At 74.1% G+C, this 25,427-nt stretch carries 23 protein-coding genes; 10 read left to right on the forward strand and 13 right to left on the reverse strand.

What is annotated here, in order from left to right; genetic code table 11:
• Window positions 1–139: 139 nt before the first annotated feature.
• Both ACIQGQ_RS34620 and ACIQGQ_RS34625 read left to right on the forward strand, forming a co-directional pair.
• Window positions 140–661, forward strand: a complete 522-nt coding sequence (locus tag ACIQGQ_RS34620) for a GNAT family N-acetyltransferase (protein ID WP_402403829.1) — start codon at window positions 140–142, stop codon at window positions 659–661.
• 103 nt (window positions 662–764) lie between these two features.
• Window positions 765–1,853, forward strand: coding sequence for a WD40/YVTN/BNR-like repeat-containing protein (locus ACIQGQ_RS34625; RefSeq protein ID WP_402403832.1), 1,089 nt, complete (start codon window positions 765–767; stop codon window positions 1,851–1,853).
• A gap of 76 nt (window positions 1,854–1,929) precedes the next feature.
• Here ACIQGQ_RS34625 and ACIQGQ_RS34630 read toward each other — a convergent pair whose 3' ends face one another.
• A complete protein-coding gene (locus ACIQGQ_RS34630; RefSeq protein ID WP_366299491.1) occupies window positions 1,930–2,607 on the reverse strand; it encodes a uracil-DNA glycosylase in 678 nt (225 codons plus the stop codon).
• A gap of 125 nt (window positions 2,608–2,732) precedes the next feature.
• Here ACIQGQ_RS34630 and ACIQGQ_RS34635 point away from each other — a divergent pair, with 125 nt between their 5' ends.
• On the forward strand, window positions 2,733–3,779 hold the full coding sequence (locus ACIQGQ_RS34635; RefSeq protein WP_402403835.1) for an N-acetylglucosamine kinase: 1,047 nt from the start codon (window positions 2,733–2,735) through the stop codon (window positions 3,777–3,779).
• A gap of 119 nt (window positions 3,780–3,898) precedes the next feature.
• A complete protein-coding gene (locus ACIQGQ_RS34640; protein WP_402403838.1) occupies window positions 3,899–4,822 on the forward strand; it encodes a sirohydrochlorin chelatase in 924 nt (307 codons plus the stop codon).
• A 95-nt stretch (window positions 4,823–4,917) separates the two neighbouring features.
• Here ACIQGQ_RS34640 and ACIQGQ_RS34645 read toward each other — a convergent pair whose 3' ends face one another.
• The 3 genes from ACIQGQ_RS34645 to ACIQGQ_RS34655 all read right to left on the reverse strand — a co-directional run bounded on the left by ACIQGQ_RS34645 (window position 4,918) and on the right by ACIQGQ_RS34655 (window position 8,432).
• On the reverse strand, window positions 4,918–6,000 hold the full coding sequence (locus ACIQGQ_RS34645; protein WP_402403841.1) for a lactonase family protein: 1,083 nt from the start codon (window positions 5,998–6,000) through the stop codon (window positions 4,918–4,920).
• Between the two features lie 112 nt (window positions 6,001–6,112).
• Complete coding sequence (locus ACIQGQ_RS34650; RefSeq protein WP_402403843.1) at window positions 6,113–7,618, reverse strand: FUSC family protein; 1,506 nt, start codon at window positions 7,616–7,618, stop codon at window positions 6,113–6,115.
• Window positions 7,619–7,835: 217 nt separating this feature from the next.
• Window positions 7,836–8,432: a TetR/AcrR family transcriptional regulator gene (locus tag ACIQGQ_RS34655; RefSeq protein ID WP_402403846.1), complete on the reverse strand. Its 597-nt coding sequence runs from the start codon at window positions 8,430–8,432 to the stop codon at window positions 7,836–7,838.
• 174 nt (window positions 8,433–8,606) lie between these two features.
• Here ACIQGQ_RS34655 and gndA point away from each other — a divergent pair, with 174 nt between their 5' ends.
• The 3 genes from gndA (at window position 8,607) to ACIQGQ_RS34670 (ending at window position 12,049) form a co-directional block, all read left to right on the forward strand.
• Window positions 8,607–10,049, forward strand: coding sequence for an NADP-dependent phosphogluconate dehydrogenase (gene gndA / locus ACIQGQ_RS34660; protein WP_402403849.1), 1,443 nt, complete (start codon window positions 8,607–8,609; stop codon window positions 10,047–10,049).
• Window positions 10,050–10,187: 138 nt separating this feature from the next.
• The gene (locus ACIQGQ_RS34665) at window positions 10,188–11,252 is read left to right on the forward strand and encodes a Dyp-type peroxidase (protein ID WP_402403852.1); all 1,065 of its coding nucleotides are present in this window, start codon (window positions 10,188–10,190) and stop codon (window positions 11,250–11,252) included.
• Complete coding sequence (locus ACIQGQ_RS34670) at window positions 11,252–12,049, forward strand: family 1 encapsulin nanocompartment shell protein (RefSeq protein ID WP_402403854.1); 798 nt, start codon at window positions 11,252–11,254, stop codon at window positions 12,047–12,049. Before ACIQGQ_RS34665 ends, ACIQGQ_RS34670 begins: the two co-directional genes overlap by 1 nt.
• 7 nt (window positions 12,050–12,056) lie before the next feature.
• On the opposite strand, the gene ACIQGQ_RS34675 is transcribed toward ACIQGQ_RS34670, so the two are convergent.
• On the reverse strand, window positions 12,057–13,451 hold the full coding sequence (locus ACIQGQ_RS34675) for a M64 family metallopeptidase (RefSeq protein WP_402403856.1): 1,395 nt from the start codon (window positions 13,449–13,451) through the stop codon (window positions 12,057–12,059).
• A gap of 206 nt (window positions 13,452–13,657) precedes the next feature.
• Here ACIQGQ_RS34675 and ACIQGQ_RS34680 point away from each other — a divergent pair, with 206 nt between their 5' ends.
• On the forward strand, window positions 13,658–15,031 hold the full coding sequence (locus ACIQGQ_RS34680) for a tetratricopeptide repeat protein (RefSeq protein ID WP_402403859.1): 1,374 nt from the start codon (window positions 13,658–13,660) through the stop codon (window positions 15,029–15,031).
• A gap of 15 nt (window positions 15,032–15,046) precedes the next feature.
• Here ACIQGQ_RS34680 and ACIQGQ_RS34685 read toward each other — a convergent pair whose 3' ends face one another.
• From ACIQGQ_RS34685 to ACIQGQ_RS34705, 5 genes are all read right to left on the reverse strand, one after another.
• The gene (locus ACIQGQ_RS34685; protein ID WP_402403862.1) at window positions 15,047–15,223 is read right to left on the reverse strand and encodes a hypothetical protein; all 177 of its coding nucleotides are present in this window, start codon (window positions 15,221–15,223) and stop codon (window positions 15,047–15,049) included.
• Window positions 15,224–15,324: 101 nt separating this feature from the next.
• Entirely contained in the window at window positions 15,325–15,966 is a 642-nt protein-coding gene (locus ACIQGQ_RS34690) for an aspartate/glutamate racemase family protein (RefSeq protein ID WP_402403864.1), read from the reverse strand.
• Between the two features lie 40 nt (window positions 15,967–16,006).
• Window positions 16,007–16,969: an alpha/beta hydrolase gene (locus ACIQGQ_RS34695; RefSeq protein WP_402403919.1), complete on the reverse strand. Its 963-nt coding sequence runs from the start codon at window positions 16,967–16,969 to the stop codon at window positions 16,007–16,009.
• 274 nt (window positions 16,970–17,243) lie between these two features.
• A complete protein-coding gene (locus ACIQGQ_RS34700) occupies window positions 17,244–18,386 on the reverse strand; it encodes a glycoside hydrolase family 3 N-terminal domain-containing protein (protein WP_402403867.1) in 1,143 nt (380 codons plus the stop codon).
• A 189-nt stretch (window positions 18,387–18,575) separates the two neighbouring features.
• Entirely contained in the window at window positions 18,576–19,460 is an 885-nt protein-coding gene (locus ACIQGQ_RS34705) for a GH25 family lysozyme (RefSeq protein WP_402403870.1), read from the reverse strand.
• 504 nt (window positions 19,461–19,964) lie between these two features.
• Between ACIQGQ_RS34705 and ACIQGQ_RS34710 the strand changes: the two genes are divergently transcribed.
• Complete coding sequence (locus tag ACIQGQ_RS34710; protein WP_402403873.1) at window positions 19,965–20,831, forward strand: methylenetetrahydrofolate reductase; 867 nt, start codon at window positions 19,965–19,967, stop codon at window positions 20,829–20,831.
• Between the two features lie 60 nt (window positions 20,832–20,891).
• Here the strand turns inward: ACIQGQ_RS34710 and ACIQGQ_RS34715 are convergent, their stop codons facing one another.
• From ACIQGQ_RS34715 to ACIQGQ_RS34725, 3 genes are all read right to left on the reverse strand, one after another.
• Window positions 20,892–21,590 carry a L,D-transpeptidase family protein gene (locus ACIQGQ_RS34715; protein ID WP_402403876.1) on the reverse strand — a complete coding sequence of 233 codons (699 nt, stop codon included), beginning with the start codon at window positions 21,588–21,590 and terminating at the stop codon, window positions 20,892–20,894.
• A gap of 133 nt (window positions 21,591–21,723) precedes the next feature.
• On the reverse strand, window positions 21,724–23,535 hold the full coding sequence (locus ACIQGQ_RS34720) for a choice-of-anchor A family protein (RefSeq protein WP_402403879.1): 1,812 nt from the start codon (window positions 23,533–23,535) through the stop codon (window positions 21,724–21,726).
• A 128-nt stretch (window positions 23,536–23,663) separates the two neighbouring features.
• Entirely contained in the window at window positions 23,664–24,134 is a 471-nt protein-coding gene (locus ACIQGQ_RS34725) for a hypothetical protein (protein WP_402403881.1), read from the reverse strand.
• 329 nt (window positions 24,135–24,463) lie between these two features.
• Between ACIQGQ_RS34725 and ACIQGQ_RS34730 the strand changes: the two genes are divergently transcribed.
• Window positions 24,464–25,378 carry a diiron oxygenase gene (locus tag ACIQGQ_RS34730; RefSeq protein WP_402403883.1) on the forward strand — a complete coding sequence of 305 codons (915 nt, stop codon included), beginning with the start codon at window positions 24,464–24,466 and terminating at the stop codon, window positions 25,376–25,378.
• Window positions 25,379–25,427 lie beyond the last annotated feature (49 nt).

The following is a 25,427-nucleotide window of genomic DNA, read 5'->3' on the forward strand; positions in this document are numbered from 1 at the left end:
TCCTCCGTCCCGCCGGGCCGACGCGGTCCGCCGGCCCGGTCCAGCCTGCGGTGTACGGGGCGCCCGGCGCCACTTCCGCCCGCCGGTCCCCCGGTATTGCGTTGCGGGTCACGTACGGCCGTACGTAGCGTCTGCGGCCATGACGACCCCTGCCCTGCACACCGCACGCCTGCGCCTGGATCCGTACACCCCCGCCGACGAGGAGGACTTCGTCGGGCTGTTCCAGGACGCTTCGGTCGTCCGGTGGATGGGGGAAGGACTCCAGTCCGAGACCGAGGACCGCGCCCTGTTCGGGCGGATCTTCAGCAAGGTCTACGCGCGGGAGCTGTTCGACGTCTGGGCGGTCCGGCACGAGGGCCGCTTCATCGGCCACGCGGAGATCAAGCCGTCCCCGAGCGTGGACGGCCACGAGATCGTGTACGCGCTCGCCGCGTCGGCGTGGGGGCACGGTTTCGGCACCGAGACCGCGCGGGCCCTGACCCGGTACGGATTCGACACGCTCGGCCTGTCCGAGGTGCACGCCACGGTGGCCGCCGGGAACACCGTCTCGCTGGCGCTGCTGGAGCGGATCGGCTTCCGGCACGTCCGGGACGTCACGGAGGACGACGGCGGCACGACCCTGGTCCTGACCTGCTCCGAAGAGGCCGGCCGCCCCGGGTAGGACCGGGCCGGACCAGGTGTCGGCGGCGGCCTGCGGGCCGCTGTCAGTGGCCGGGTGCAGACTGGCCCGTATCCGGCACAACGGCGTTTCGGGAGGTTCGGCCATGACCGACGTACTGCTCACCGTGGGCACCCGCAAGGGACTCTTCATCGGCCGCAGGCACGGTGGTGCGTGGGAGTTCGACGGCCCGTACTTCAATGCCCAGGCGGTCTACTCGGTGGCCATCGACACCCGCGGAAAGGTCCCACGCCTCCTGGCCGGGGGTGACAGCGCGCACTGGGGCCCGTCGGTCTTCCACTCCGACGACCTGGGCCGCAGCTGGGTCGAGCCGGAGAAGCCCGCCGTGAGGTTCCCCCCGTTCACCGGGGCGTCCCTGGAGCGGGTCTGGCAGCTGCACCCGGCCGGGCCGGAGGCGCCCGGCGTCGTGTACGCGGGCACCGAACCGGCCGCGCTGTTCCGGTCCGAGGACGGAGGGGAGTCGTTCGAGCTGGTCCGCCCGCTGTGGGAGCATCCGACGCGCTCGCGCTGGGTGCCGGGCGGCGGCGGTGAGGGGCTGCACACGATCCTGACGGACCGCAGGGACGCCCGCGCCGTGACCGTGGCGGTCTCCACGGCCGGGGTGTTCCGCACCAAGGACGGCGGCGCCAGCTGGGCACCGGCCAACAAGGGGGTGTCCGCGGTCTTCCTCCCCGACCCCGACCCGGAGTTCGGCCAGTGCGTCCACAAGGTGACGAGGGACGCCGTCGATCCCGACCGGCTCTACCTCCAGAACCACTGGGGCGTCTTCCGCAGCGACGACGCGGGGGACCACTGGACCGACATCGGCCAGGGCCTCCCCTCCGACTTCGGCTTCGCCGCCGCCGCCCACCCGCACCGCGCGGACACCGTGTACATCTTCCCGATCAACGCCGACGCCGACCGGGTGCCCGCCGAGCACCGCTGCCGGGTGTTCCGCACCGGCGACGCCGGCGCCACCTGGGAGCCGCTGTCGGCGGGCCTGCCCGAGGAGACGCACTACGGCACCGTGCTGCGCGACGCCCTGTGCACGGACGACGCCGATCCGGCCGGTGTCTACTTCGGCAACCGCAACGGCGAGGTGTACGCCAGCGCGGACGACGGCGACAGCTGGCAGCAGCTCGCCGCCCACCTGCCGGACGTGCTGTGCGTACGGGCGGCGGTGATCGACGTCTGACGCGCCGGGCGCGCGGGGGCGGGGCCGGTGCGGGCCGGTCCCGCACCGTGGACGTGCCGGGTACGGACGGCGCCGCCTACGGCAGCCGCCAGTCGACCGGCTGGGCGCCCTGGCCGAGCAGCAGCTCGTTGGTGCGGCTGAACGGGCGCGAGCCGAAGAAGCCCCGGTCCGCGGACATGGGCGAGGGGTGGGCGGACTCGATCGCCGGGTAGTCGCCGAGGAACGGCCGGAGATTGCGGGCGTCCCGCCCCCACAGCACGGACACCAGCGGCTTGCCGCGCGCGGCCAGGGCCCGGATCGCCTGCTCGGTGACCTCCTCCCAGCCCTTGCCCCGGTGCGCGGCCGGCTTGCGGGGGGCGGTGGTGAGCGCCCTGTTCAGCAGCAGGACGCCCTGCCGCGTCCAGGGCGTCAGGTCGCCGTTCGACGGACGCGGGAGCCCGAGGTCGGTATGCATCTCCTGGAAGATGTTCTCCAGGCTGCCCGGGACCCGCGTCACCTCGGGGGCGACGGAGAAGCTCAGCCCCACCGCCATCCCCGGGGTCGGATAGGGGTCCTGACCGACGATCAGGACGCGTACGTCGTCGAAGGGCTGCTGGAACGCGCGCAGCACGTTCGCCCCGGACGGCAGATAGGTGCGCCCGGCCGCCACTTCGGCGCGCAGGAAATCACCCATCGCCGCGATGCGTCCGGCCACCGGGGCGAGTGCTTCGGCCCAGCCGGGCTCGACTACTTCGTTCAACGGTCGTGGTGCCACGAAACGTCACTCTACCGGCGTACACGGACAGCTCCGTCCGCGAACGCCGCTCCCCCGGTCCGCACGCCGGGACCTGGGGATAGGCTGCCGCCGTCATTCGTCTTCCCCCTTCCCTGGAGCCGGACATGAGCGCATCGCGGCCGTCGCCCGAAGCCACCGCCGCACCGGGGCGCCGGGTGCTCGGCGTGGACTCGGGGGGTTCGGGGCTGCGCATCGCGCTGGGCACCGCCGACGCGGCGGCCCCGGTGGCGACGGCGGTGTGCGGGGCCCCGGTCCGCACCGGGCCCGCCGGGATCGACGCGGGCCATCTGCTGGAACAGCTCCTGCCCGCGGTCCGGAGCCTGCTGGCGCGGAGCGGCGCCGGGGAGGACGCCGGGCTGGACACCGTCGCGATCGGCGCGGCCGGTATGGCCACCCTGGGCGAGCGGCTGCGCACCGAACTCCCCGCCGCCCTGGAGCAGGCGCTCGGGGTGCGGCGGCTGGCGCTGGCCGCCGACGCGGTGACGGCGTACGCGGGCGCGGTCGGCCAGCGCCCGGGGGCGGTCGTGGCCGCCGGAACCGGCATGATCACGCTGGGCACGGATCTGACGGACTGGCGCCGGGCCGACGGCTGGGGCCATCTGCTGGGCGACTGCGGCGGCGGGGCCTGGATCGGCCGGGCCGGGCTGGACGCGGCGTTGCGCGCCCACGACGGGCGGCGCGGCGGGTCCGCCGCGCTGCTGTCCCGGCTGGAGGCGGTGTTCGGGCCCGCGCCGGGGCTGCCCGCGCTGCTCTATCCGCGTACCGACCGGCCCGCCGTACTGGCCTCGTTCGCGCCCGAGGTCGCCGCGTGCGCCGGGCACGATCCGGTCGCCGAGGGCATCCTGCGCGAGGCCGCGGCGCACATCGCGGAGGCGGCCGCGGCGGTCTGTCCGGCGGCCGGGGCCGACGGCGAGCCGTGCGAAGTGGCGCTGACGGGCGGCCTGTTCCGGATGGGCGATCCGCTCCTGGTGCCGCTGCGCGAGGAGTTGTCCCGGCAGGTTCCGCAGGCCAGGGCCGTCCCCGGATCGGGTGATCCGCTGACCGGCGCTCTGTCCATCGCGCGGGCGCTGGCGGTCGGGAATCTGCGGCTGCCGCTCCACCCGACGCTGCTGCGGGTGGCGGGTGAAGAGCCTGGACAGGGGAGCGTATAGGCGGCGACAGAGCGGGACAGTCGCCAGTTAAGCCACTCATCGGATAAAAGTGGACAGATAACGCCTGTCCGGGCCCTCCCCGAACAGAGGCATACCCAAAACCAGTAGCATGCGGCGCCATGAGCACCCCCACTGGGCCCGCTTCCGGCCTGCCTGTACGAATGCCGCGACCTCGCCAGTCCGGACGGCACCGCCGCCCGGAGCCCGTGGTCGCACCCGAGGGCGCCGCAGCGCTCGTCCTCGCTGTTCCCGGTACCCCCTCTCCGGCCACGCGCGGCCTGGCCGAAGAGGTGATCAGCATCGCCCGTTCCGAGCTGCCCGGCCTCAACGCCCGGATCGGCTACCTCGACGGCGGTGACGACGAGTACCCGGCGCTCGGCGCCGTCCTCACGCACTGCGCCGCCGAGCGCGTCGCGCGCTACGAGCAGGCGCGGGCGGCGGGCCGCGAGATGCCCGAGCCCGAGGGTCCGTCGGCGGTCGTCGTGCCGCTGCTCGCGGGGCCGGACAGCTCCCTGATCCGGCGGATACGACAGGCCGTCATGGACAGCGGTACGCAGGTCGAGCTGACCGATGTGCTCGGCCCGCACCCGCTGCTCGCCGAAGCACTGCACGTACGGCTCTCGGAGGCCGGTCTGGCCCGCGCCGACCGGGCCCGGCTCTTCACCGTGGCGACCGCCGCGGACGGCATCGTGCTGGCCACGGTCGGGGGCGACGAGGCCGTGCAGGCGGCCGGGATCACCGGCATGCTGCTGGCCGCCCGTCTGGCGGTGCCGGTGATGGCCGCGGCGCTCGACGTCGAGGGCTCCGTCGCCTCGATCGCCGAGCAGCTCACCGGCTCCGGCTCGGTGCAGCTCGCGGTGGCCCCGTACCTGGTCGGCCCGGAGGTGGCCGAGGGGCTGCTGGACGCCGCAGCGAAGGAGGCCGGCTGCCCGGTCGCCGAGCCGCTCGGCGCGTACCCGGCCATCGGCAAGCTCGTGCTCTCGATGTACATGACGACGCTCGGCATCACGCCGACCGCGCCGCAGGGTGCCCAGGCGCACTGACCCGGCGCCGGGCAGGCCCGGTCCGTCCGCGATCGCCGTACGGGTCCGGTTCTCCGGATCCGTACGGCGATCGCGCTGTGCGCGCGGCGCGGGTGTCAGGCGAAGATCACGCAGGACGCGGCCGGAACGGCCAGCGAGCCCGCCCGGCGCGGGACGCCGGTCCCCGGGTCGATGTCGAACCAGCTGACGTCGCCGGAGCGTTCGTTGGCCGCGTACAGGCGGCGCCCGGTGGGGTCGAGGGCGAGGTCGCGCGGCCAGTGGCCCCCGCAGTCCACGGTGGTGACCAGCGTCGCCCGCTCCCCCGTGGCGTCGAGCGCGAGGACCGAGAGGGTGTCGTCGCCCCGGTTGGCGGTCCAGAGGAACCGTCCGTCGTGGGAGACGACCACCTCCGAGGGGTAGGTCCGCGCGGCGCCGCCCCCCGCCCCCTCGGGCAGCACGGAGGTCTCCCCGACCGGTTCGAGGGCGCCCGCGGCGGCGTTCCACCGGCACACGGTGACGGTCGGGACGAGTTCGTTCAGTACGTAGGCGTGGCCGCCCCCGGGGTGGAAGGCCAGGTGGCGCGGGCCCGTGCCCGGCCGCAGCCGGGTCTCGTCGTGCACGCGCAGCTCCCCGGTCGCCGGGTCGAGGGCGCAGACCCGTACCGAGTCGGTGCCGAGGTCCACGCCGAGCACCCAGTTGCCCGAGGGGTCGGGCAGCACCTGGTGGGCGTGCGGGGCGAGCTGCCGGTCGCGGTCCGGTCCGCTGCCCGTGTGCCGCAGTACCGAGGCCACCGGTCCGGGGGTGCCGTCCGCCCGCACCGGCAGGACGCTGACGCTGCCGGAACCGTAGTTGGCGGTGAGCAGATGGCCGGCGGCGAGCGCGAGGTGGGTCGGGCCGTCGCCGTCCACCGGGCGGAGCCCGCCGAGCGGCCGGGGGACGTCCGCGCTGATGTCCAGGGCGGCCACCGCGCCGTGTTCGGTCTCGCTGACCGCGTAGAGCGTGCGGCCGCCCGGCCCCGGCCCGTGCCCCAGGGCGAGGTACGAGGGGTCGGGAACCGCGTCCGTGGCGCCGAGGTCGGTCAGCGCCCCGCTCTCCGGGTCCACCGCGACGGCCGTGACCCCCCGCCCGCCCGCCGAGGTGAACGACCCGACGAATGCCCGCACCACGACGTCGTCGCCGCTCACCGCAGTGTCCGTCACCGTTTCTCCCCTTTGCCGCCGACCGGTCGCGGCGGTACGCGGCCGCCGCGGTTCTCGGGGCGACGGTAGCAGCCGGAGGAAAGGTCCAGACCAGCACCTCGGCCGGTGCGGTTCAGGCGCCGACCGGCACCCCCGCGGCCCGGCGGAGCGGAACGGCGAGTTCGAGCAGGGCCTGCTCCAGCGCGTGGAGATGGGCGAGCACGGGCCCGCCGGCCACCGGCTCCGCCACGACGGCGGACGGGCGCCGCACCGCGCCGACCGGCTGCTCCGTGAGCGCCTCGACGGCGACCTCGACGCGTCGGCACGCGGCGGCCAGCCGCGCGTCGTGCGAGGCGTCCGGGTCGGCCGCGGCGACGGCGAGCCCGCGCACCTCGCGGGCGCAGTCGTCGAGCAGCGCGAGCACCCGCCGGGCGCGGCCCTTGCGGGCCTTCATCGGGTGGAGCGGATGCACAAGGGGTGCGAGCGAGAGCCGCACCCGGCCGAGGATCGCCTCCAGTTCGGCGACGCGCGGCGCCGGGTCGGCGGTGTGGTCGCCCGCCAGCCGCGCGGCCGTCTCGGCGGTGCACGCGCGCACGCAGCGCAGCGCCCGCTCGACCCAGGCCTCGGTCACCGCGTGCGTGGTCACCGGCAGCACGAGCAGCACCGCGAACGCGGCGCCCAGCGCGCCGACCGCCGTCTCGGCGACCCGCAGGGCGAGCAGCCCGGTGTCGAGGACGCCCAGCAGGCCGTAGAGCATGCTGGCCATCACGGTCACGGCGAGCATCATCCAGGTGTAGGAGACGGCGGCGGTGTAGAAGATCCCGAAGACTCCGGCCGCGACGACCACGGCGGCGACCACCGGCTCGTGGTGGAGCGGTACGGCGACGGCGAATCCCAGGACGATCCCGAGCGCGGTGCCGAGGAACCGCCGGAACCCGCGGACCAGCGTCTCCCCGCGCGAGGTGGTGTTGACGAAGACCCACCAGGTGGCGCCGACGGCCCAGTACCACCGTTCTCCGGAGAGCGCCTGGCCGACCGCGAGGGCGAGGCCGGCGCCCACCGCCGCCTGGACGGCCTGCCGGGTCGTGATCCGCCGCAGCCCCGCCCCGCCGGTCGGCAAGGGGACGGCGGCCGGGACCGGAAGTCCCCGTTCGTAGCACCAGGCACCGAACCGTACGGCGGCGGCCGCGGCCAGCGACAGCAGCACGGCGGCGTACAGCTCGGGGAGCTGGCCGGGCACGGTGTGCAGGAACTGCGCGGAGAAGAACATCATGAAGGCGAACACGCCGAGCGCGTGCCCGCGCGGCCCCCACCGCCGCGCGTACACCCCCGCGCCCACGACGGCGAGGAACGCGAGGTCACGGGCGAGGGGTGCGTCGTGCAGCGCGGCGGCCAGCGCGAGCACCGGAAGTCCGGCGACGGGCAGCAGCGCCGTCGTGCCCGCCTGCCCGCGCACCGTCGGGTCGGTCACCGTGAACAGGGCGAGCAGCGCGGCCAGGCCACCGGTGATCGCCGCCACCAGTGAATGCCCGGCCGCCCCGCACAGCGCGACGGCGAGCCCGATCCCGAGCACGCCCCGGCTCGCGAAGCGCAGCCGTACCCGCCCCGGGTCCGGTGCCACGAACGCCCTCTTCAACAACGTGCCCCGCCCCTTTCACGCCCGTACGGGCGCGGACATGGAAAAGGCGCCGCGGGGATCCCGGGAGGGAACCCGCAGCGCCATTGATGGATCTATCCCAGCATCCAGGGGGCTAGTGGTTCAAACCAGGTCCGATCCACTGGGCCAATGGCCCAGAAAGAGGACACTCCGCCCGGCCATGTCCGGACCAACGGACCAGCTTCGCGCGGCAGGGGCCTCAGTGGTGTTCGTGCTCCCGTCCGTCCGTCGCGGACGGCCAGTTCTCCAGGAGGAAGTGCAGCGCCTCGACGGACCGCTCCCAGGAGGCCCTCACCTCGCGGGGCGCGCCGAAGCCCCCGCTCGCCTCCAGGGCGCAGTAGCCGTGGAAGGCGCTGCGCAGCAGCCGTACCGCGTCCGTGAGGTCGGGCTCGGTCAGGCCGTAGGCGCGCAGCATTCCGCCGGTGATCTCGATGGTGCGGTGGTACGCGGACGACGCGGCGACGATCTCGGGGGCGACCTTCATCTGCGTCGCCGCGTAGCGCCCGGGGTGCTCCAGGGCGAAGGACCGGTAGGCGTCGGCGAAGCCGGTCAGGGCGTCCCTGCCGGCCCGTCCGGCGACGGCGTCGGTGATCCGGTCGACGAACTCCCCGGCGGCCAGCAGCGCGACCCGGGTGCGCAGATCGTCCAGGTTCTTGACGTGCGAGTACAGGCTGGCGTCCTTGACGCCGAAGCCCCGGGCCAGCGCGGAGAGGGTGACCCTCTCGAAGCCGATGGAATCGGCCAGGTCCGCCGCCGCCACCACGACGCGTTCGGTCGTGAGACCCGCGCGTGCCATCCCCACCTCCGCCGGAGCAGTCCGAATACCTCTAGGAATCTGCCGAATATACACAGGGAGCCCGGTCCGGTCGGGTGAGGCCGAACAGGCCGTCGGGCCGTCCCCTGCCCATACTGGAGACTCCGGCCTGTCGATGATCCAGGCACTCCCCCAGACGGATTGCGGAGCACCACCATGAGCGGTACCGCGCAGATCGGCGTCACAGGACTGGCGGTCATGGGCCGCAACCTCGCGCGCAACTTCGCCCGCCACGGGTTGACCGTCGCGGTGCACAACCGGACCACGGCCAGGACCGAGTCGCTGGTCGCGGAGTTCGGCGGCGAGGGCTCCTTCGTCCCCGCGCGCACGGCGGAGGAGTTCGTCGCGGCGCTGGAGCGTCCGCGCCGGCTCGTCGTCATGGTGAAGGCGGGTGGGCCGACCGACGCGGTGATCGAGGAGTTCGCCCCGCTGCTGGAGGAGGGCGACGTCATCATCGACGGCGGCAACGCGCATTTCGAGGACACCCGCCGCCGGGAGCGGGAGCTGCGCGGGCGCGGCATCCACTTCGTCGGGGTCGGCATCTCGGGCGGTGAGGAGGGCGCGCTGCACGGGCCGAGCATCATGCCGGGCGGCTCGGAGGAGTCCTACCGCTCGCTGGGGCCGCTGCTGGAGCGGATCGCCGCCAAGGCCGAGGACGGCACGCCGTGCACCACCCACATCGGTCCGGACGGGGCCGGGCACTTCGTGAAGATGGTCCACAACGGCATCGAGTACGCGGACATGCAGCTGATCGCCGAGGCGTACGACCTGCTGCGCTCCGTGGCGGGCTACTCCCCGGCGAAGATCGCCGAGACCTTCCGGGGCTGGAACTCCGGCCGTCTCGACTCGTACCTGATCGAGATCACCGCCGAGGTCCTGGCGCACACCGACGCGGCCACCGGGAAGCCCTTCGTCGACATCGTGGAGGACCGGGCGGAGCAGAAGGGCACCGGCCGCTGGACGGTGCAGACGGCGCTCGATCTCGGAGTGCCGGTCTCCGGCATCGCCGAGGCCGTCTTCGCGCGGTCGCTGTCCGGGCACGCGGATCTGCGCGCCGCCGCCCGCCATCTGGCGGGGCCGACGGCGGTCCCGCTCGGTGAGGAGGCCGCCGCGGCCTTCGCCGCCCGGGTGGAGCAGGCGCTGTACGCGTCGAAGATCGTCTCGTACACGCAGGGGTTCCACCAGATCCGGGCGGGCAGCGAGGCGTACGGCTGGGACATCGACCTCGGGGCGGTGGCGTCGATCTGGCGGGCCGGATGCATCATCCGGGCCGCGTTCCTGGACCGTATCCGGGCCGCCTACGACGCCCGGCCGGACCTGCCGAGCCTGCTGTCCGACGCGCGGTTCGCCGAGGAGATCGGCGCGGCGCAGGACGACTGGCGCGCGGTGGTCGCCGAGGCGGTGCGGCAGGGGGTGCCGACGCCGGGGTTCGCCGCCGCGCTCTCGTACTACGACGGGCTGCGCGCCGACCGGCTGCCCGCCGCGCTCACCCAGGCCCAGCGCGACTTCTTCGGCGCGCACACCTACCGGCGCACCGACCGCGCGGGCTCCTTCCACACGCTCTGGGGCGGTGACCGCTCCGAGGTCGCCGTGGGCTGACCGGGGCGCGTCGCCCGGGCGGGCGACCCGGGGTGCGGGGGCGCCGGGCCCGTGCGTAAGTAGCAGCAGGTCCCTTTCCCGAGTAGCAGCAGGTCCCTTTCCCGCCGTCGTCCGCCCTCGCCGCCCAGGGAGTCCCGCATGTCCGACGCCGCCCCGGAGCCGGCCGCGGCCCAGCCCGTCGTCGCACCGCTGACCAGCGCCGCGCTGATCCTGGTCGCCACGATCGAGCCGGGCGGCGAGGCGGCCGTGCGCGAGGCGCTGCCGGATCTGGCGGCCTTCGCCCGCTCCATCGACTTCCGCTACCCCGAGGCCGGGCTGGTCTGTGTGACCGGTTTCGGCTCCGACGCCTGGGACCGGCTGTTCAGCGGGGAGCGTCCGGCCCTGCTCCACCCCTTCGAGGAGCTGCGCGGCGCCCGGCACCACGCGCCGGCCACCCCGGGGGACCTGCTGTTCCACATCCGGGCCGAGCGGATGGACGTCTGTTTCGCCTGGGCGAACCGGCTGCTCGGGCGGCTCGGGGACGCGGTGCGGGTCGTCGACGAGACGCAGGGGTTCCGCTACTTCGACCACCGGGACCTGCTCGGTTTCGTCGACGGCACGGAGAACCCGCTGGGCGACGACGCCCGTTCGGCGGCGCTGGTCGGCGCCGAGGACCCGGCGTTCGCGGGCGGCAGCTATGTCGTCGTCCAGAAGTACCTGCACGATCTGACCGCCTGGAACGCGCTGAGCACCACGGAGCAGGAGCGGGTCATCGGCCGCACCAAGCTGGACGACGTCGAGTTCGCCGACGAGGCCAAGCCCCCGGACTCGCACGTCGCCCTGAACACCATCACCGACCCGGACGGTACGGAACGCGACATCCTGCGCGCCAACATGCCGTTCGGCAGCTTCGAACAGGGCGAGTTCGGCACGTACTTCATCGGGTACGCCGCCGACCCGGGGGTGACCGAGCGGATGCTCCGCAACATGTTCCTCGGCAGCCCGCCCGCCACCCACGACCGCATCCTCGACTTCTCGACCGCGGTCACCGGCACGCTCTTCCACGTCCCCAGCGCCGGCTTCCTCGGCGCCCCGCCGCCCCCGCCGTCACCGGCCCCGGCCGCCGCCGTCCTGCCGGAGCCCGCGTCCGCGCCGGTCACGGCCCCGGACCGGCCCGCCGACGGTTCGCTGCACATCGGCAGCCTGCACGAAAGCGCCCAGTGATGAACAATCTGCACCGCGAACTCGCCCCTGTCACCGATGCCACCTGGGACCAGATCGAGGAGGAGGCCCGGCGCACCTTCAGCCGCCATGTGGCCGGCCGCCGGGTGGTGGACGTCACCGACCCGGAGGGCCCAGGGCTGGCCGCCATCGGCGACGGGCATCTGCGCGGTATCGACCCGCCCGCGCCGGACGTCATCGCGCGGGCCCGCACCTCGGTGCCGGTCATCGAGTGGCGGGTGCCGTTCACGGTGACCAGGGCGGCGGTGGACGACGTCGAGCGCGGCTCGGACGACAGCGACTGGCAGCCCGTCAAGGACGCCGCCCGGACCTGTGCGTTCGCCGAGGACATGGCGATCATCGACGGGTACGCGGCGGCCGGGATCACCGGGCTGCGGGACGGGTCCTCGCACACGCCGCTGACACTGCCCGCCGACGCCCGCGACTACCCGGCCACCGTCAGCCAGGCGCTGACCCGGCTGCGGCTGGCCGGGGTCGACGGACCGTACCGGCTGCTGCTCGGGGCGGACGCCTTCACCGAGGCCACCGAGACCTCGGACCACGGGTATCCGGTCGCCACCCATCTGGGCAGGCTCCTCGACGACCAGATCCTGTGGGCGCCCTCCGTCACGGGCGGGGTGCTGCTGTCCACCCGGGGCGGCGACTTCGAACTGTGCCTCGGGCAGGACCTGTCCATCGGCTATCAGGACCACGACGCGACGAGCATCCGGCTCTACTTCCATCAGGCGTTCACCTTCCGGATGCTGACGCCGGAGGCCGTGGTCCCGATCGTCGCCTGAGCGCCGGTCACTTCCTCCGGTGTCCGGACGCCTTGACGTCCCAGGTCAGGGTGGTGGTGGCGAGGGCGCGGACGGCGGGGTCGCGGATGGCGTCGGTGCGGTCGACGGCCCGTGCGGTCACCCGGTGGCCGCGGCCGTCCGGGCGGACGCCGAGCGAGGCGGGGGTGACGGCGGTGCGCCCTCGGGCGGCGGTCCGCTCGACGCCGTCCACGAACCAGCGCAGTTCGGTGCGGGCGAGGCCGGCCGGGGTGCCCGGACGGTGGGCGCGGGGTGCGGTGCCGGTGGTGCGCACGGTGATGCGGTGGCCGGGGGCGAGGGCGGTGCCGGTGTCGACGGTGCTGGTCAGGGCCTTGCCCGCGCGGTAGAACCCGGCGATCATCGCCTCGCGGCCCGGCAGGTTGAACTCGGTGTTGCCGAGCTCGCGCATGATCGAGGACGCGGTGGGGCGGTAGAGGCCGGACGGGTAGTAGGCGCTGCCCTCGTACGTGCCGACGGTGCCGCCCGCCGGGTCCGCCTGGCCGAGCCAGCGGTACCACTTCGCCTGCTTCTGCGTGAGTTGGCCGGCGGTGTACGTGGTGGAGTTGATGCCTCCGGGCTCGCCGCCGGTCCAGGTCCCGTACTCGTCGTAGGTGTACTCGTCGTCGAGCAGGCCCACCGAATGGCCGATCTCGTGGGCGGCGATCATCCCGGACGCGGGATGGTCGGAGGAGAGGGTGGAGACCCCGTTGAAGGGGTAGCCCTCGGCCTGGAGTCCGGAGTAGCCGGCGCCGCCGTACTTGGCGGAGTTGGCGATGACGACCACGAGGTCGGCGGCCGGTGCCTTCGCGGCGTACGCGGCCACCTTGTCGATGTCCGCGCAGATCAGCCGCTCGATGTCGGAGCACCAGAAACCGCTGCCGAGGGCGGTGTTCCGGACGGTGCCGGGGTCGGGGTCGCCGCTGATCCCGGATTCGGCGGAGACCGCGTCGACGGTCCATACGTTGAAGAGGTCCTGGTAGCTCCGGTAGGGCTCCAGGGCCGTGATGTCGGCCCACTTGGCGGCGGCGTCGGCGTGGAAGTCGTCCTGCTGGCCGGCCGTGTAGCCGTCGCCGATGATCACGACGTCCAGACGGTCGTCGGTCGGGCCGGTCACCGCCTGTTCGCCCACCGTGCCGTCGGCGGCGGCCTCGGCGGCGCTCAGCGGGGCGGCGGTGGCGCGGGCCGGGGCGGTGGCCGGGACCTCGGTGGTCCGGCCGGCTCCGCCGGGGTCGGGGAAGTACTCGGCCGCCACCCGGCGGCCGTCGCCGGTGCCGGTGGGGGCGGCCGAGGCCGGGGCGGTGACGGCGGTCGCCGCCAAGAGGGCGGCGAGGGCGAGCCCCGCCGTCACTCCTGCCGTTCGACGCGCGTGGGGGCGTATCCGCATGGACAACTCCTTCTGGTCCGGAGCGACTTCCAGGGCACGGCCAACGTGTAACCCATGGGTTAAGTCGAGTTGATGCGACGCTTAACCTAGAGGCGAACGAACCTTCGAACAAGGCCCGGTGTCCGGCGCCCGGGGGTCGTATCCGGGCATTTACGATGCGTGGACCGCGTTCCGGCGCGGCACACGCGGGCGAAGGGGGCGGCGCGATGGGCGCGAAGAACACGGCGGGACGGGGAGCGGCGCCGGAGGAGGACCCCGAGCCTCTCGGTCGACGCGTCCAACGTCTGCGCAACGAAAGAGGATTGACGCAGCGTCAACTCTCGGAGCCGTCGTACACCTCGGCCTATGTGTCCACGGTGGAGGCGGGCCGGGTGCGCCCCTCCGAGACGGCCCTGCGCCATCTCGCGGACCGGCTCGGCGTCACGTACGAGGAGCTGGCGACGGGGCGGCCGGCCCATCTGGCGACCGCGCTGCGGCTGCGGCTGGTCGAGGCCCAGCGGACCCTGGCCACCGGCGCCGCCGAGGACGCCGCCGCCGACTACGCCGATCTGCTCGACGAGGCCGCCCGGCACGGACTCGACGAGGAGCGCGCCACGGCCCTGCTCGGCCTCGGCCACTGCGCGCTGGAGACGGGCGAACTGCCCGTGGCCCGTGAGCACTTCGAGGCCGCGGAGCTGCTGCTCGCCGACGCCCCGCTGCCCCGCCGCGCCCCGGCGGTCCGGGGCCGGGCCGTCGCCCATCTCCTGGCGGGCGAACTGCGCTACGCCTGCTATCTGCTGGAGAGCGCCATCGACGAGCTGAACGCCTCGGGGCTCCAGGATCCCGGCGCGCTCCTGCTGCTGTACACGGCCGCGATCGCCCCGTACATGGACATGGGCGCGCATGCCCGCGCCGCCCAGGCGGGCGAGCTGGCGCTGGCCCTCGCCCCGCGGGTCGCCGATCCGGAGCTGGTCGCCGGGCTGCACCGCAGCGTCGCCCGGACCCTCATCGCGGCGGGCCGCACCGCCGAGGCCGACGCCTCACTGGCCCGGGCCGCCGAGATCTACCAGCAGCTCCAGATCCGCACCGAGCTCGCGCACTGCCACTGGATGCGCGGCTACGTCCGCGCTCAGGACGGGGACCTGCCGGGCGCCGAGAGCGAGCTGCGCGCCGCCCGCGCCATGCTGGCGTCCAAGCGGGCCCGGCTGTACACGGCGCAGGTCGAGGTGGAGCTGGCCGATGTGCTGCGCCGCCGGGGCAGGGCCGGGGAGGCCCGGGAGCTGCTCCTCCGGCTCCTGGGCGAGCTGCACCCGGAGCGGGGCTCGGTGCACGCGGGCGGGGCTCACCGGCTGCTCGGGCTGATCCACGAGGAGCAGGGCGACCCGGAGGCCGCCGAGGAGCACTACGTCACCGCGCTGGCCCTGCTGGAGCGGGCCGGGGCCGCCGGGGACCTCGCGGACATCTGCCGGCTCCTGGGCGACCTGCTGCGCCGTACGGGCCGGACGGAGGCGGCCATGGACGCCTACCGGACCGGGCTCGGCCACCGCTCCTCCCCCGGCACCACCACCCTGGGCCCGGCCCCCGTCCGCCCCCGGCCCTGATCCGGCACGACCGCCCTACTGCGGGGCGGGCTCGGGACGGGGCTCCGGGGGCTGCGGGATCGGGTCGGGCGAGGGGCCCGGAGGCACCGGACCCGGGGGCGGCTGCGGCGGCTCGGGCAGCGGCGCCGGCGGTCCGGGCATCGGCCCGGGGGTGGGCGCGGGCGGCACCGGGTCGGGGTACGGGTTGGTCATCGGGTCCTCCGAGGGGATCACGTGGTCGCGTCGTACGTCCCGTCTCCCTCCACCGTCCCCCGGGGCGGCCGGGCGCGCCCGGTGGGTCCGCCCGTGCGGGTTCAGGATGCCCGGCCCCGGGCCACGGCGGCGGCCGCGGCGGCCAGTCCCGGCCGGGGGCTGGCGAGCACCGGCACCCGGGTGGCCGTCCGGGCGGCCGCCCCGGCCATGGACGCCTGGGCGAGCACGATCACCTCGGCGTCCTCCACCGCGTCCACCGCGCCCGCCACCAGGTCCAGGTAGCCCTCGCGGTCACCGGCCCCGAACCGCTCCCAGGCGCCGTCCACCACCTCGGCGCGCACCTCGACGGGCCGGTCCCCCGCCTCCTCGGCGAGCAGCGCGAGGGTCGGTGCCAGCGTGCTGTGCACGGCCGCGAGCACCACCACCCGGTCCCGGGCCACGGCGGCGGCCGCCATCGGACGGTCGACCCGGAGCACGGGGACGCCGAGCAGGGGCGACCACGCCTCGGCGACGGCGCCGATCGTCGAGCAGGTGCAGAGCACGGCACGGGCCCCGTCCGCGACGGCCCCGGTGAGCAGCGCCCCGATCTCCTCCGCCACCGCTTCGGGGCCGGCCTCCCGGGCCCGGTCGAGGAGTTCCTCCCGTACCAGGTGGCGCAGGACGAGCCCGGGGTGGTCGGTGTCCCGGAGGGTGTCGAAGACCGGTACGTGGACCGGTGAGGTGTGCAGCAGTGCGAGGGTCACCGGCCGCACGCTACCGCCCCCGGTCCCTGCGCCGGCCGGATCAGCCCTCGGTCCGCAGGGCCCGGAGCAGCATCGGCAGCGAGGAGTGCAGCTCGCGCTGCCAGTAGGGCCAGCTGTGGGTGCCCGGTCCGTAGAAGTCGGTGACGACGTGCTTGGCGCCCGCGCGCTTCAGCCGGGCCGCGAGCGCCTGGTTCTGCCGGTGGAAGTCCGCCTCCAGCTCGCTGGTGCTGCCGGGCGGGTCCAGGGGGCCGGTGGTGCCGTCGCCGGACGACAGGAAGAGGGGCGTCCGGGCCAGGTTCCTGGCCAGGTGGAACGGGTCGTGGGCCGCCCAGACGTCGCGTTGTGCGACCGGGTCGCCCCAGACCCGCAGCGGGTCGTTGCCCTGGCCCGCGAAGAATCCGAGGATGCGCTGCGTGGACTCGTCGTCGAGCAGCGGGTGCACGGACCCGGAGTACGACGCGGCCGCCCTGAACATCCCGGGGTGCCGGGCCGCGTACAGCAGGGCTCCCTGACCGCCCATGGAGAGTCCCGCCACGGCGCGGGTGCTGCCCGCTCCCCAGTCGCGTTCCAGGAGCCGGCGCAGTTCCCCGGTGTGGAAGGTCTCCCACGCCGGGTCGCCGCCCCGCCCGTAGTTCCACCAGTCGCTGTACCAGCCGTTCCAGCCGCCCTCCGGCATGACCACGAGGACGTCGCGCAGGCTGTCGATCCGCGCGACGTCGGTCCGGGCGGTCCACGAGGTGTAGTCCCCGCAGCAGCCGTGCAGCAGCCAGAGCGTCGGCCAGTGGCGGCTCCGATCGCCCGGGGTCCAGCCCTCGGGGGTGAGCAGTCGTACGTCGACGGTGCGGCCGCCGAGGGCCGGTGAGCGGACCGACAGGTCCACCTGCCGGTCGGCGACCCGGGTGACCGCGACGACCTCGGCGCCCCGGGCGGGGGCCGCCGCCCCGGCCGGTGACGCCTCGGCCGCGGTGGCGAGCGTCGGCGCGGCCGACGCGAGGGCGAGCATCAGTGCGGCGAGGAGGAGCCGGAGGCGGGGCCGACGGGCTCTCGGCGGAGCGGCCGGACGGGCGGCGCGCGCGCCCGGACCCCCGTGCGCGCCGGGCAACTTGCTGTTCACATGACTCCTTCGGAAGATCGGCCCCGCAACGGTGCGTGCGACGGCAGCCACCGGTCAAGACATGTGCATGCCCAAAAGGTGGTCCGCCCGAGGGCGCACCGGGCCACTTCGCCGCCGCGCGGAGAGCGGGGTACGGGCGGCTCGGCGGCGAAGCGGTCGGCGGTCAGGCCAGCCCGGCGCGCAGGGCGTTGACGCGGGCGGCGGCCGCGTCGAAGGCGGCGCCGTCGAGCGTGCCGTCCGCCAGTGCCCGGCCGAGGGCGGTCACCGCGTCGTTCCCCTGGGCGACGTCGCGGGCCGAGCACAACAGCAGGTCCATGCCCGCCCCGGCGGCCAGTACGGCCCGTTCCGCGGTGCCGCCGAAGGCGCGCAGGGCCCCGGCCTCCAGGGCGTCGGTGATGGTCACGCCCGGGAATCCGAGCCGGTCGCGCAGCTCACCGACCACGGCCGGGGACAGGCCGGCGGGCCTGTCGGCGTCGAGCGACCGGTAGACGGCCCAGGAGAGCATGACGAGCCCGACCCCCGCCCCGATCGCCGCCCGGTACGGCGCCTCGTCGGTGGCGCGCAGGGTGGCCGCGGACGTGGTGAGGGTGACCGGGCCCAGGTCGGTGTTCTGGTTGGTGGTGGCGGGGCCGAGGCCGGGGAAGTGCTTGGCGGTGGCGGCCACCCCGGCATTCTGCTGCGCGGTGACGAAGGCCGCGCCGCAGGCGGCCACCGCCGCCGGGTCGTCGCCGTACGACCGCTGGTACCGGTCGGTGAAGTCACCGGCCTTGCGGTACACGTCGAGCACCGGCGCCAGGTTGACGTTCATGCCGACGCCCGCGAGGTTCATGCCCGCACCCTCGCCGGTGAACCGGGCCTGCGCCTCCGGGTCCGCGGAGGCGCCGACGGCCTTCGCGGACAGCACGGGCTCGCCGGGCAGGCGGCGTACCAGGCCGCCCTCCTGGTCGGTCATCAGGAGCAGCGGAGCCTCCACGGGGGCGGAGGCGTGCGCCTCGTTCATCGTCCGGACGACGCCCTCGATCTGGGTCAGGTTCTCGATGTTCTCGCCGAAGAAGATCACTCCGGCCGTGCGCCCCTCCCTGATGGCGTCCAGCAGGGCGGCGGGAGGCGTGAGCCCCGGGTAGGAGTGGATGACGCACTGCCCGGCGCGCTGGGCCGGGGTCAGCCCGGGCAGCCGCAGGCGGGCGCCCTCGGGCAGGCGCGGGGCCGCGCCCGCGCGGCCCGCCGCCCCCACCCCGCCGACCAGGGCCGCGGTCGTGGCGAGCAGGGCGCCGCGCCTGCTGAGGGACCGTGGTGTCGCGGTCATGACGTGCTCCTTCGCGAACTGTCGTTGCGTCCGGCCGGAGAGGGGCCGGAGGGCCGGACCGGCCGTCCGCCGGCCGGCCGCGGCAGGGCTCCGGGCCGGAGCGGCAGGCACCGCCGCTCCGGCCCGGGTCGCCGGTGGTCCCCAGGGTTACAGAGACCCGGGGCGGTCACCGGGTACCGACACCCGCCGTCACGGGGTGTTGTTGGCCAGGGCCAGCAGACGCGAGCGGTCGCCGCCGAAGCGGTCGCGGTCGACGTTCCCGGAGACACCGCTCACCGAGCCGGTGGAGCTGTACTGCCAGACGGTCCAGTACGGGAAGCCCGCCGGGATGGAGGGGTTGCTCGCGGTGGTCCAGTGGGCCACCCACAGCGGGCTGCGCGCGGACATGCCGCTCCAGCCGCCGGTGCAGGAGTTCCACCAGCTCGGGCTGGTGTAGATCACGACGTCGCGGCCGGTGCGGGCCTTGTACGTGTTGTAGAAGTCGAGGATCCACGACTGCATCGCGGCGGCCGACAGGCCGTAGCAGCTGCCCTCGATGTCGAGCACGCCGGGAAGCGTCAGGTTGTCGCGGGACCAGGCGCCGCCGTTGCTGGCGAAGAAGTTCGCCTGTGCCGCGCCTCCGGACACGTCGGGCCGCGCGAAGTGGTACGCGCCCCGGATCACGCCCGCGTTGTAGGCGCCCAGGTAGTTGGCGCTGAAGGTGGGGTCCTTGTACGTGGTGCCCTCGGTCGCCTTCATCCAGGCGAACTCGATGCCGGCGCCGCGGACCGAGCCCCAGTTGATGCCGCCCTGCCAGCTGGAGACGTCTACACCCAGGGGGGTGGCCTGGATGTTCATGTCCGGCTTCGCGTCGAGGCGCAGCTGCCGGGTGTCCGGCTTGAAGTCCCTGCCGTCCTGGACGTAGCCCACGCCCATGTACCCCTTGCCCTGCGGTACGGCGCTGTCCGACGGGTGCGGTGCGGCGGAGGCGGTGCCCGACAGCAGACCGACGGCCAGGGCGAGGCTCGCACCGACGACGCCGGCCGAGGTGAGTCTTTGCTGTACGGATTTACGGGAAAGGCTCCGGGAGAACAAGGCTTCCTCCTGCTTGGTGGGGGGGGTGGGATGCAGTGGTGCCGCGTGGTCCTTCGTGCGGTGGATCCCGCGGCGCCGGTGTACGGGCGGCGCCGCGGCCGGCGGAGCTGCGTGCGTCCGGTCAGGAGGAGTCGGACACGCGTTCCCGGCAGGGTCTACGCGCGTCCGATGACGCGAACATGACACAGTGAGCCACAGGAGGGCGGGTCCGGTAAACAGTTTTCCGTCCTGTTAGTGGACCAGACCAATGCGCGCTCCGGTGAGCTGCGGGAACACGCGGAGCCGGGCGGAAAATTTTTCAACCGCCAGAGGTGGAGGGGCCGTTGGCGTCCGGCCCCGACGGATCCTCCGGGGCCGGGACGCCCGTCCGGCCGGTGCCCGTGGCCCGCCGACGGGTCGCGCCCCGGGGCCGGCCGCGCCGTGGCGGCGTAGGCGCGGCCCGGCCCGCCCGTACGGCCGTCTCCGGGCTCTTGTTATCCTCCCTCGGCCCCCGACAGGAGCACGATGAACCCTCACAGCCCTTCCGCCCCGGCAACGCGTCCGCCGCTGCTCGGCGACTTCTCCCTCGAAATGACCGGCAAGGACGTACCGGGGCTGGAGGAGGCCGCACCTCTCGTCCCGCCCGGGACCCGGATCAACGTGACCTTCCTCGGCAACGAGGACCAGGAGGCCCGGCTCGGGGCGGCCCTGGCCGCGAAGCGTCTCGGGTTCCGCCCGGTACCGCACATGTCCGCCCGCCGGCTGGCCTCCCGGGCCGAGTTCGAGGCGTTCCTCGACGGGCTGCGGTCCGGTGACGCCCACACCGACGTCTTCGCCGTGGGCGGCGACCCCGCCCGTCCACAAGGGCCGTACCCGGACGCCCTCTCCCTGATCGAGTCCGGCCTGCCGTCCGCGTACGGGGTCCGGCACATCGGGATCGCCGGATATCCGGAGGGACACCCGGCCATCGCCTCCGACGTGCTGTGGGCCACCCTGCGCAAGAAGAGCGCGGCCGTCGCCGACCAGGGGCTGGGCGCCGACATCATCACCCAGTTCGGCTTCGACGCGGATCCCGTGCTGGCCTGGATCGAGCGCGTCCGGGACGAGGGCATCACCCTGCCCGTCCGGGTCGGCGTGCCGGGACCGGCCGGGGTACGACGACTGCTGAACTACGCCAAGCGGTTCGGTGTGGGCACCAGCACCTCCATCGCCAGGAAGTACGGCCTCTCCCTCACCAACCTGATGGGCACCGCGGGCCCGGACCGGTTCCTGCACACCCTGGCCGAGGGGTACGACCCGGCACGGCACGGCGAGGTGAAGATCCACTTTTATACCTTCGGCGGGCTCCGGGCCACCTCCGAGTGGGTCGCCGGATTCACCGGCCGCATGTGACGGTGCCCCGGACCGCTCCGGCCCGGGGCACGTCGGCGGACCCGCCGCGGGGCGGACCGCTCAGGAGCCGGTGCCCGGCTTGACGCCCCAGACGTAGACGGCGTCGTCGAGCTTGAGCAGGTCCCACAGCTTGGCGGCGTCCTCGACGGTGAGGTTGACGCAGCCCGCGGAGCCGCCGCCGTCGAAGAGGTCGCCCGGATGTCCGTGCAGGGCCTGGCCGCCGTCGAAGAACTGGGAGTACGGCATGGGGGCGTCGTCGTACAGCGAGGAGACGTGGTCCTTGTCGCGCCAGTAGATGGAGTGCCAGCCGGGCCGGGTCTCCTGGGACTGGCGCCCGGTGCGTATCGGGACCGGGCGGAAGTCGATCCGCTTGTTCGTCTGCACCCACAGCAGTTGCCGGTCCATGTCCACGCAGGTGACCCGGTAGGTGCGGACGGGGCAGTGCCCGGCGGCGTTCGGGTCGTCGGCCGCCTGGACCGCGAGCATGTAGCGGTACGTGGACAGGTCCGCGTATCCGTCGGTGCGGGGCAGTTCCTGCTTGGCCTGGAACGTTCTGATGGCCTCGCAGTCCGCCTCGGACTGGATGCCGTCGACGGGGCGGCCGAGGTACTTCTCCAGCTCCCGCTGGTAGGGGCCGGTCGGTGCGGTGCACCCGGCGGCGGGAGCGGGGGCCGCGGTGGCGGGGGCCGCGAGCGGCACGGACACGAGGACCGCCGCGGCGGCGGCGGACACGAGGGCGGATATGGGGGCAGGACGCACGGGGCGAACCTCCTGGCGTACGGGGGGGGACCGTTTCCGCCAGTGAAACAGCGCACCGGTCCGGCCGCCCTGTTGTGGTGGCCGAACCGGTGACCGCCCCGGTCGCCCGGGGCGGTCGTACGCCGTACCGGTGTCAGCAGGACTTGCCCTTGCAGGGCTCACCGCGCTCGTTGGAGAGCTCGACGTCCACACCCTCGGCACTGTTGGCCTCGGTCACCGCGTAGGGGCCGAAGACCGGGTTCTCGGGCCGCTCGTAGCCCTCCGGCACGGCGGTCTCCAGCAGGTAGTAGTCCCCGAGCGGCAGGTCCGTGAAGTCGCACCGCCCGTTCCCGTCGGTGGCGCAGCCGGGGCCGAAGCGGGTGTCGGGGTTCACGCCCGTGGTCTGGAGGCCGGCGATGCCGTTGGTCTCCTTCCAGGTCTCGAACACGGCGCCCGGCAGCGGCCTGCCGTCCTTGCGGTCGGTCTTGGTGAGGTGGATCGAGCCGTGGTTGTGCGGCTCGACGGTTCTCACGTCGCAGGCCTCGGCCTCCACGCCCTCGCTCGCGTTCTCCTCGGTGAGGACCAGCGGGCCGAAGACATCGGGATCGGGCAGGTCGTAGCCGGGAGGGGCGGCGGTCTCACGCCAGTAGTACGTGCCGGTCGTCGCGGTGACGGAGCAGCGCCCGTCGGCCGCCGTGACGCAGGTGGTCACCCGGGTGTCGGGCGTGGTCCCGCCGGTCTGGAGGCCGGGGACGCCGTTGCTCTCCCGCCACAGCTCGAAGTGGGCGCCCGGCAGCGGGTCCCCGGTGTCGGCGTCGGACTTGAGGACCCGGACCTGGCCGGTGACCATGGGCACGCCGGAGCAGTCGGGCAGGTCTCCGTCGAAGGGGTAGGCGTGGAACTCCTGGCCACCGCCACCGTTCTCGACGCTGGTGTGGGTGAGCGAACCGGTGGTGAAGAAGCGGCCGTTGACCCCGGCCATGGTCACCGTCGTCATGGACGCCTGGTCGCCGATGAGGAAACTGCCCTGCATCTGGCCGATGCCCTGGAGGTGGACGGTGGTGGCGTCGGGGATGTTCCACAGCAGCCGCTCGCGCAGCGCGTTGAGCGGGTCGTCGCTGTCGTTGATGGCGCCGCTGTAGGTGTTGACGGTGCGGTTGGCGCCGACGATGTTGACCAGGACGGTGGCGTCGGCGGGGATGTCCTCGAAGACGATTCCCTGGGGGCCGCCGCCGGGCGCGGTCAGGTCGAAGTCCACGTTGAAGACCTGGAGCGCGGATCGGCCGTCGCCGCGGAAGACGGTCTGCCCGCCCTCGTTGACCGCCGTTCCGGTGGCTTCCCTGGGCCGCCCGTCGACCCGGGCGTAGCAGCGGCTGGCCGCGGTCAGGTCGTCCCGCAGCCCGGCGTACGGCACGGCGGCGTCCGGGTCGTGGACGAGCCGTCCGTCCACCGTTCCGGACTCGGTTCCGGCGTACCGTGCGACGCCGGGTTCCTCGATGACCCCGCCGGTGAGGTCGAGGCGCTGGCCCGGGGCCACCGTCAGGTTCCCGCCGGTGGTCAGGAAGTCCGCGCCGGGGGACGGGGGGACCCGGGAGCCGACCCCGGCGATCCCGAGGTTGTACAGGCTGCTGGCCCCGGCCTCCTTCTGCTGGTCGAAGTTGTCGAGCACGACCACGCGGCCCTCGGCCTCCGCGGCCCGGCCCCGTACCAGGAAGTCGTCGCCGACGAAGACGTTGACGGCGTCGTCGCGGCCGGCGAACGGACCGTTGTTGACCCCGGGGAACGGGTTCGGACAGGAACCGGGTACGCAGGGGCCGAGGCCGCCGGGGAGCGGCGCCGCCTGGGCGGGCGCCGCACCGAGTCCGAGGGCGAGCACCGGCACGGTCGCCACGGCCACGGCCATGGCCGTACCGGTGCTTCCGACTCGGGCACGCAGCGCGCCGAAGCGCTGGGAGATACGTCTCATGAGGGCATGTTCGATCTCCGACCGGCGCGGGATGCCCGTATGACACGGAGCGCTGACCGGATCTCGCGATCTATCTCAGGCGAACGGCGTACGCCGGGCGTGGCGGGTCGCGCCCACCGGGGACGGGCTCACTCCCCGGGCTCCGGCTCGCTCCCGGGCGGGGGCGCCAGGATCACCGGCCAGTCCTCCTCCGCCTCCCCGGCGTCCGGCGCGCCACCGTGCTCCTCGACGAGGAGCACGGTGGCGGGCGCCGCCCGCGCGTACAGCTCCGGGTCCACTCCGGTCTCCACGCGCAGGACCACCACCGCTTCGGGGTCCGCCGCCGAGCGGTCGGGGAACTCCGCCGGGTCCACTCCCGTGCGCACCAGCACGGAGGCGTACACCGCGAGGCCGACGGTCAGGCGGTGGCCGTCGAGGGAGCGCTCGGCCCAGCCGTCGGTGCGCACCAGGTAGAACACGCCGTCGCCCTCGTAGCAGTGGTCGCCGAGCCGGGCGGCTACGCGCTCGCCGGGCGTCCCGTCCGGGTCGACGTGGAGGGTCACGAAGGGAGTCGCGGGCTCGTCGGGGTCGACGCCGGTACGGATGTGGAGCCGGGCCATGGGCGGGCCTCCGGTGAGAGGTGGGGCGGGCGGTGCCCAGTACAGCACGGCCCACCGACAGCCCCGGCCCGGCGTACCGCCCGGCGGACGGGGAATCCTTCAACATGCTGGAGGGAAAGGTGAGTTGCCGTCCCCGGCCCCGCCGCCGGAACCCGGCCCTCCGCGCCCGCCGGACCGGAGACCGGGCGACCGGATTCCGTCCAGGGGGTAGGCCCGCACCGCACTCTTGCTATACGTTCCGTCTAACAGCTTGCTAGACGTGACGTCTAACAAGCGGGCGAGGCGCCCGGCGAGCGCCGAGTCGATCAGTCGAATCGAGGAGCCGCACCATGGCAAGCAGCACCGTTCGGCCGCAGGACCAGGACCGGTTCGACGAGAACGACGTCGCCCGGCGCCTGCTCGAATCGTCGGCGAAGCTCTCGTACGACCCGGCCACCGAGGTGGACTGGAACACCCCGCTGGACAAGGAGTTCCACGGCGCGAGCCCGGAGTGGAGCACGCTCTACGGCACCTCGTACTGGGCCGAGATGACCGAGGAGCAGCGCAAGGAGCTGACGCGGCAGGAGGCCGCCTCGGTGGCCAGCACCGGCATCTGGTTCGAGATGATCCTCCAGCAGATGGTGCTGCGCGACATCTACACCACGGACGCCACCGATCCCCGGTTCCAGTGGGCCCTCACCGAGATAGCGGACGAGTGCCGGCACTCCATCATGTTCGCCCGCGGGGCGGCGAAGCTGGGTGCTCCGGCGTACCGGCCGCGCCGCGCGGTGGTCGAACTCGGGCGGGCGTTCAAGACGCTCGCCTTCGGCGAGGCGGCGTACGCGGCGATCCTGGTCGCCGAGGAGGTCCTCGACGTCATGCAGCGCGACTGGATGCGGGACGAGCGGGTCGCGCCGTTCGTCCGCACCATCAACAACATCCATGTCGTCGAGGAGTCCCGGCACATGAAGTTCGCCCGAGACGAGACCCGCAGGCGGCTGCGGAACGCGGGTCCGGTGCGGCGGCGGATCCACGCGTTCGTGATCGCCGTGGCGTCCTACTTCATCGTCACCAGCATGGTGAACCGCGAGGTCTACGCGAACGCCGGGCTCGACGCCCGGCGCGCCCTCGCCGAGGCCGCCGCCAATGAGCACCACAAGTCCCTGATGAGGTCGAGCTGTTCGGGGCTGATGGAGTTCCTGGCCTCGGCCCGGCTCCTCACCCGGCCCGCGCTGGCCCTCTACCGGCGCGCCCACCTGATCTGACCCGTCCCGACCCGAGAGAGCCGATCCGAGCCGAGCGACCCGAGCCGAC

Source organism: Streptomyces sp. NPDC092952 (assembly GCF_044754785.1).
Lineage (GTDB): Bacteria > Actinomycetota > Actinomycetes > Streptomycetales > Streptomycetaceae > Streptomyces.